This is a genomic window from Micromonospora mirobrigensis (assembly GCF_900091555.1).
GTDB classification, from domain to species: Bacteria; Actinomycetota; Actinomycetes; order Mycobacteriales; family Micromonosporaceae; genus Micromonospora; species Micromonospora mirobrigensis.
This window is the reverse complement of sequence record NZ_FMCX01000007.1, coordinates 367,289-373,930: the sequence shown is the minus strand read 5'-3', so window position 1 is coordinate 373,930 and position 6,642 is coordinate 367,289. Positions and strand designations below refer to the sequence as shown.

General features: G+C 72.9%; 6 protein-coding genes. 5 read left to right on the top strand and 1 reads right to left on the bottom strand.

Annotated features, from left to right (window positions below):
- Nucleotides 1–296: transposase (locus GA0070564_RS23410; RefSeq protein ID WP_141714848.1), on the top strand; the 296-nt coding region annotated here is incomplete at its 5' end.
- 48 nt (nucleotides 297–344) lie between these two features.
- Nucleotides 345–830 (top strand): GNAT family N-acetyltransferase, encoded by a 486-nt coding sequence (locus GA0070564_RS23405; protein WP_091612745.1) that lies wholly within the window; start codon nucleotides 345–347, stop codon nucleotides 828–830.
- Between the two features lie 72 nt (nucleotides 831–902).
- On the opposite strand, the gene GA0070564_RS30275 is transcribed toward GA0070564_RS23405, so the two are convergent.
- Entirely contained in the window at nucleotides 903–3,023 is a 2,121-nt protein-coding gene (locus tag GA0070564_RS30275) for an amylo-alpha-1,6-glucosidase (RefSeq protein ID WP_091612741.1), read from the bottom strand.
- Between the two features lie 158 nt (nucleotides 3,024–3,181).
- Between GA0070564_RS30275 and GA0070564_RS23395 the strand changes: the two genes are divergently transcribed.
- From GA0070564_RS23395 to GA0070564_RS23385, 3 genes are all read left to right on the top strand, one after another.
- Nucleotides 3,182–4,162 (top strand): LacI family DNA-binding transcriptional regulator, encoded by a 981-nt coding sequence (locus GA0070564_RS23395; RefSeq protein WP_245670168.1) that lies wholly within the window; start codon nucleotides 3,182–3,184, stop codon nucleotides 4,160–4,162.
- A gap of 38 nt (nucleotides 4,163–4,200) precedes the next feature.
- Entirely contained in the window at nucleotides 4,201–5,454 is a 1,254-nt protein-coding gene (locus tag GA0070564_RS23390; protein WP_091612732.1) for a sugar ABC transporter substrate-binding protein, read from the top strand.
- A 71-nt stretch (nucleotides 5,455–5,525) separates the two neighbouring features.
- Complete coding sequence (locus tag GA0070564_RS23385) at nucleotides 5,526–6,641, top strand: carbohydrate ABC transporter permease (RefSeq protein WP_091612728.1); 1,116 nt, start codon at nucleotides 5,526–5,528, stop codon at nucleotides 6,639–6,641.
- Nucleotide 6,642 lies beyond the last annotated feature (1 nt).

Here is a 6,642-nt window from a genome sequence, read left to right as displayed (position 1 = left end):
GGCTACGTTCCGAAGCGGCCCTGGCCCACCTCTGCGGCGCCGCCCCGATCCCCGCCAGCAGCGGACGCATCGACCGGCACCGCCTCAACCGCGGCGGCGACCGAGCCGCGAACAACGCCCTGCACACGATCGTGCTCAGCCGGATGCGCTACGACCCCCGAACCCGCGCCTACGTTGAGAAACGCACCAAACAGGGCCTCGGCAAGAAAGAGATCATGCGGTGCCTCAAGCGATACGTCGTCCGCGAGGTCCACGCCGCCCTCCTCACCGACTTCACCGCCCTCAACACCCCTTGACATCCATAGGAGCATCGGTCCCACGGCCGGCGGCCTACGCTGGCCGGCATGATCGACTCAGGACTGCGGGACCGCGCCGGCCGGCACGTGACGCTGCGCCCGGTGGACGACGACAACTGGCGGGCGGTCGCCGACGTGGCCCCCCGGGACGACCAGCGGGCCTGGGTGGCGGCGCTGGCGGCCCGCTACCTGCTGCTCGCCGACCGCTCCGAGGTGTGGACGTCGCTGGCGGTGTACGCCGACGAGACCGTCGTCGGCCACGTCATGTGGGGCGTGGACGACGACGGTTCGCGCTGGATCGGTGGCATGGTGGTCGACGCCGCCGAGCAGGACCGGGGCGTGGGGCGGGCGACCGTGCGCACCCTGGCCGACTGGCTGGCGACCCAGGACGGTGGCCCCCACCCCGTCCGCCTCTCCTATCACCCGGACAACACCGCCGCCGCCCGCCTCTACACCACCCTCGGCTTCCACCCCACCGGCACGCACGACGGCGAAGAACTGACCGCCGAACTCACCCCCACCCCGTCGCGTTGATCATGAAGTTAGCGGCGAAGTTGATCGCGAAAACCGACGCTAACTTCATGATCAACGGCGACCGGGCCGGGGTCAGTGGGGGGTGGGGGTGGGCGTTGAGGTGGGGTGGCGGGGGGTGGGGATCCGGGGGGTGTGCACGGTGAGGGTGTTCGGGAGGCCGGTCACGGTGGCGTGGCCGGTGTGGTCGACCTCGACGGTGACGTCGGTGTCGGCGACCCGCAGGCCGTGGACGCGCAGCGCGCCCAGTTCGGGGCCGGCGAGCGGGCGCAGGGTGACCCGGCCGTTCGGCACGTCGGGGTGCAGGCCGGCGCCGGCCTGGAGCAGCAGCACCGCCGACGCTGCCGACCAGGCCTGCGGGCGGCAGGCCGCCGGGTAGGGCACCGGTCGGCCGAGCAGGCCGCGGTCGTCGCCGCCGTACAGCTCGGGAAGGCGGTAGTCGAACGCCTCGGCCGCGCCGAGCAGCCCGTCGGCCAGGCCGAGCGCGGCGTCCCGGAAGCCGGCCCGGGCCAGCCCGGCCAGCACGATCGCGGTGTCGTGCGCCCAGACCGACCCGCAGTGGTACGACAGCGGGGCGAAGCCGGCGTCGTCGGTGGACATGGTGCGCAGCCCGAAGCCGCCGCTGAGCGCCGCCGAGGCGAGCAGCTCCGCCACCCGGGCCTCCTCCGCGCCGTCGAGCAGGCCGGTGCCGAGCAGGTGGCCGATGTTGCTGGTCAGCGAGTCGACGGGGCGCTTGTCCCGGTCCAGGGCCAGCGCCGGGCGGGGGCCGTCCGGGCCGCCGTCGACCCAGAACTGGTTCCGGAAGGTGGTGGCGAGGCGGTCGGCGTACCCGCGCCAACGGTCGGCGCCGGGCCGGCCGAAGGCGTCGAGCAGGTCGGCGCCGTTCACCGCCGCCTGGTACGCGTACCCCTGCACCTCGGCCAGCACGATGGGCGGCGCGGCGAGGCTGCCGTCGCGGAACCGGATCGAGTCGCCGGAGTCCTTCCAGCCCTGGTTGGCCAGGCCGTGGCCGGTGGTGTCGACGTACTCGACCAGGCCGTCGCCGTCGGCGTCGGCGTGGTCGCCGAGCCAGCCCAGCGCCGCCTCCAGGTGCGGCAGCAGCGGTTCGACCTGGTCGGCCGGCAGGCCCCAGCGCCACGCGTCGTGCAGCAGCGCCACCCAGAGCATGGTGGCGTCGACGGTGCCGTAGTACGCGGGCGGCAGGCGCAGGCTGCCGCCGGGGCTGAACTCGCCGCGGCGCAGCTCGTGCAGGATCTTGCCGGGTGCCTCGCCGCTGGCCGGGTCGACCCGGGCGCCCTGCCGGCGGGCCAGTACGCGCAGCGTCCCGGCGGCCAGTCCGGTGCCGAGCGGCAGCATCATCCGGGCCGCCCAGAGGCTGTCCCGGCCGAACAGGGTGAGGAACCAGGGCACCCCGGCGCCCAGGAAGACGTCCTGGCCGTCGACGGTGTCGACCAGGCGCAGCCCGCGCAGGTCGTCCAGGGAGCGGTCGAGGAGCCGGACCAGGCGCCGGTCGTCGGCGCGCAGGTCGGGGCGGGACCAGTCCGGCTCGCCGGCGGGGGCGGCCACCACGGCCCGCGGGTCGTCGACCCGCAGTCGCCAGCGCAGCGTCACCTCGCCCCGGGCGGGCAGCTCGACGGGCCAGGCCAGCCGGGGGGCGGTGGCGCGGTCCCGGTCGGCGTCGACGCTGGCGCCGTCGGCGGTGACGACGACGGTGGTGCCGTCGGCGGTCCAGCTCAACTCCCCGGGCCGGCCCAGCTTCGCCTCGACCGGGGTGGTCTGCGCGCCGGACTTGACCCGCTCGACCGGGGCGAGGTCGCAGCCGAGGTCGACGGTGACGGTGGCGGTCACCGGGACGGTCGCGGTGGAGACGAGGCGTACCTCCTCGTCCAGGCCGCGCGGGCCGGCCCGGCGGGTCCGCTCGACCCGGACGGTGGGGTCGGGGCCGGGGTCGCCCAGCCAGCGGGCCAGGCCGACGAAGCGGGCGCCGTGCGGGCCGTGCGGCGCGTGGGCGATCGCCTCCGGCTCCCGGTCGTCGACGCGCAGCTCGGCGCGGGAGAGCACCCGGGCGTCGGCGTGGAAGACTCCCTGGACGCCGGTCGGGCTGATCTGCCCGGCCCGGTCACCCAACGCGCTGGTGGGGGCGAGGAGCACCCCGACCAGCTCGTGCAGCAGGGGTTGCAGGTGGCGTTCGGTCACGACGTCGGCTCCAGATCCTGTCGGGTGCGGACGACCTCTTGACAAGCCGTCCGCTGGCGGTGCAGAGTGCGAAACATTCCAGAAACTTGAACGATCCAATCCTGCCCTATCCAAATTGGATCGTTCAAGACCGCGAGAGGGATAATGTGGCCGAAAAGGTGACCATCGCGACGGTGGCCCGGCACGCCCAGGTCAGCCGCCAGACGGTGTCCAACGTGCTCAACGCGCCGCACATCGTGCGCGAGGAGACCCGCCAGCGGGTCCAGGAGGCCATCGCCGCCCTCGGCTACCGGGCCAGCCAGGCCGCCCGTCAGATGCGCACCGGCCGGTCCCGCCTCATCGCCGTCCGCATCGAACCCACCCGCGACGGCATCAACGGCTCGGTCCTCGACCGCTTCCTGCACGGCCTCACCGAGACCGCCGAGGCGGCCGGCTACCGGACCATGCTCTACACCGCCACCGACCGGCAGCGGGAGATCGCCACCTACGACGACCTGCTCGGCGCGTACGACCTCGACGGCTTCGTGCTCACCGCCACCGACCACGGCGACCCGCGTACCGCCTGGCTGGCCGACCGGGGGGTGCCGTTCGTGACGTTCGGCCGCCCCTGGGACGACCTGGACGCGCACTGCTGGGTCGACGTCGACGGCGCGGCCGGCACCGCCGCCGCCACCGCGCACCTGCTCGCCGCCGGACACCGGCGGATCGGCTGGATCGGCTGGCCCGCCGGCTCCGGCGTCGGCGACGACCGGCGCGCCGGCTGGCACCGCACCCTGCGCGCGGCCGGGGTCGACCCGAGCGGGCTGCACCGGGAGACCGTCGACGGCATCGCCGAGGGCGAGCGCTGCGCCCGCGAGCTGCTCGCCGACCCCGCCCCACCGACCGCCCTGGTCTGCGCCAGCGACTCCCTCGCGCTCGGCGCCCTCCAGGCGGCCCGGACCACCGGGCCGGCGATCCCGGTGATCGGCTTCGACGACACTCCGGTCGCCGCGGCACTCGGGCTGACCAGCGTCGGCCAACCCCTCGGCGACGCCGCCGCCCGCTGCGTCGACCTGCTCACCGCCGTGCTCGACGAGCCGCGGCGGGGGTTGGCGCCCGTGCTGCTCCAACCGGCGCTGGTGCTCCGGCGCACCGCGTGACACCCGTTCCCCCAACCGCATCCCCACCAGGAGAACCGATGGCACCTCGACACCTCACCCGGGCGGCGGTGGCCGGCCTGGCCACTCTGGCGCTGCTCGGCTCCGCCGCCTGCGGCAGCGGCTTCGACGACGACTCGTCCGGCACCGCCCAGCAGTCCAGCGGCCCGGCCAACCTCCAGATCCTGATCGGCTCCTCCGGCGACGCCGAGACCAAGGCGGTGCAGGACGCGGCGGCCAAGTGGGCCTCGAGCTCCGGCAACCAGGCCACCGTGACCCCCGCCCAGGACCTCACCCAGCAGCTCGGCCAGGCCTTCGCCGGGGGCAACCCGCCGGACGTCTTCTACGTGCCGGCGGTCCGTTTCGCCGACTACGCCAGTGTCGGCGCCCTGGAGCCGTACGGCGACAAGATCAGCAACCCGGACGACTTCTACCAGAGCCTGCGGGAGACGTTCACCTACGACGGGAAGTACTACTGCGCGCCGAAGGACTTCTCCACCCTCGCGCTCCAGATCAACACCGACCTCTGGGCGAAGGCCGGGCTCACCGACGCCGACGTGCCGACCACCTGGGACCAGCTCACCGCGACCGCGCAGAAGATCAAGGCGAAGGGCCAGGTGCCGCTGGTCATCGGCGACACCCGGGACCGGATCGGCGCCTTCATGGTGCAGGCCGGCGGCTGGATCACCAGCCCGGACGGTAAGCAGGCGACCGTGGACAGCCCGGAGAACCTCCAGGCCCTCCAGTACGTCAAGGGCCTGCTCACCGGTGGCCTCGCCAAGTTCCCGAAGGAGCTGGACTCCGGCTGGGCCGGCGAGGCGTTCGGCAAGGGCCGGGCGGTGATGACGATCGAGGGGAACTGGATCACCGGCGCCCTGAAGAACGACTTCCCGAACGTGAAGTACAAGGTGGTGGCCCTGCCGGCCGGACCCAAGGGCCCGGGCACCCTGTCCTTCACCAACTGCTGGGGCATCGCGGCCAAGAGCAAGAACAAGGACGCCGCAGTCAAGCTGGTCGAGGCGATGACCTCCGTCGACCAGCAGATGGCCTTCGCCACGGCGTTCGGCGTGATGCCGTCCCGGCAGTCCGCCCGGGACTCGTACCTCAAGGCGTTCCCCGCCGACAAGGCGTTCATCGACTCGGCCGAGCAGGCCCAGGGCCCGGTCAACGCGCCCAAGATGGACAGCGTCCTGGCCGACCTCGACACCGGCATCCAGGGCCTGAAGGCCGGTGACCCGAAGGCGTTGCTGACCCGGGTGCAGAAGAACACCGCCGCCGCGCTCGGCGGTAGCTGAGCCGTTGACAGGGGCCCCTTCCCATACGCCACGCGTCGAGAAGGGGCCCCTCCTTTTCAGGAGGGAGGGTGATGGCGATCGACTCACTCGCGGCACCGGCCACCTCGTCGGGCGGCACGCCCCGGCGACGGCGCTCCGGTGTGCGCGGATCCGAGAACCTGGCCGGGTGGCTCTTCGTGGCGCCCGTGGTGGTGATCCTCGGCCTGTTCCTGCTGCTGCCGATCCTGATGGCGTTCTGGGTGAGCCTCACCGGGTGGAACGGCCAGGGCAGCCCGTTCCGCTCCGGGGTGCCGTTCGTCGGGGCGGACAACTACACCCGGCTGTTCACCGTCGACGGCCTGGCCCGCCAGGACTTCATGATCAGCCTGCGGAACAACATCTACTACGTGCTGTTCGTGGTGCCGGCGCAGACCGCGTTGGCGCTGTTCCTCGCGCTCGTGGTCAACAACCGGATGCTGCGCGGCAAGTCCTTCTTCCGGACCGCCTTCTACTTCCCGTCGGTCACCAGCTCGGTGGCGATCAGCATCGTGTTCCTGTTCATGTTCTCCAGCACCGGCGCGGTCAACCGGCTGCTGGCGATGGTCGGGCTGGACGGGCCGCAGTGGTTCGCCGACTCCCGGGGCGTGCTGCACCTGCTCCTCGGCCTGGTCGGCGTCGACTCACCGCCGACGGCGCTCGCCGACGGCGGGCCGGGCGGACTGAGCTGGTGGGACTGGCTGGCCGGACCGAGCGTGGCGATGCTCTCCATCATCTCGCTGGTGGTCTGGACCACCTCCGGCACGTTCATGCTGATGTTCCTCGCCGCCCTGCAGGGCGTGCCGGTCGCTCTCGACGAGGCCAGCGCGCTGGACGGCGCCAACCGCTGGCAGCGCTTCCGCCACGTCACACTGCCGATGATCCGGCCCACCATGTTCCTGGTGCTGACCCTCGGCCTGATCGGCTCCTGGCAGGTCTTCGACCAGGTGTACGTGATGAGCCAGGGCAACCCGGCGAAGACCACCCTCACCCCGGCGTACCTGTCGTACCGCACCGCGTTCCAGGACTTCGACTACGGGCGGGGCGCGGCGATCTCCTTCGTGCTGTTCCTGATCATCATTCTGCTGACGCTGGTGCAGCGCCGCCTGCTCGCCGAGCGCGACGCCTCTCGGCCCGGCTGGCTGCGGCGACGCCCACCGGGGAGGTCCTGAC

Excerpts from the sequence above, each read along its gene's own strand:
- GA0070564_RS23385 (WP_091612728.1), top strand. The coding sequence starts at position 5,526 with ATGGCGATCGACTCACTCGCGGCACCGGCCACCTCGTCGGGCGGCACG.
- GA0070564_RS23390 (WP_091612732.1), top strand. The coding sequence starts at position 4,201 with ATGGCACCTCGACACCTCACCCGGGCGGCGGTGGCCGGCCTGGCCACT.
- GA0070564_RS23405 (WP_091612745.1), top strand. The coding sequence starts at position 345 with ATGATCGACTCAGGACTGCGGGACCGCGCCGGCCGGCACGTGACGCTG.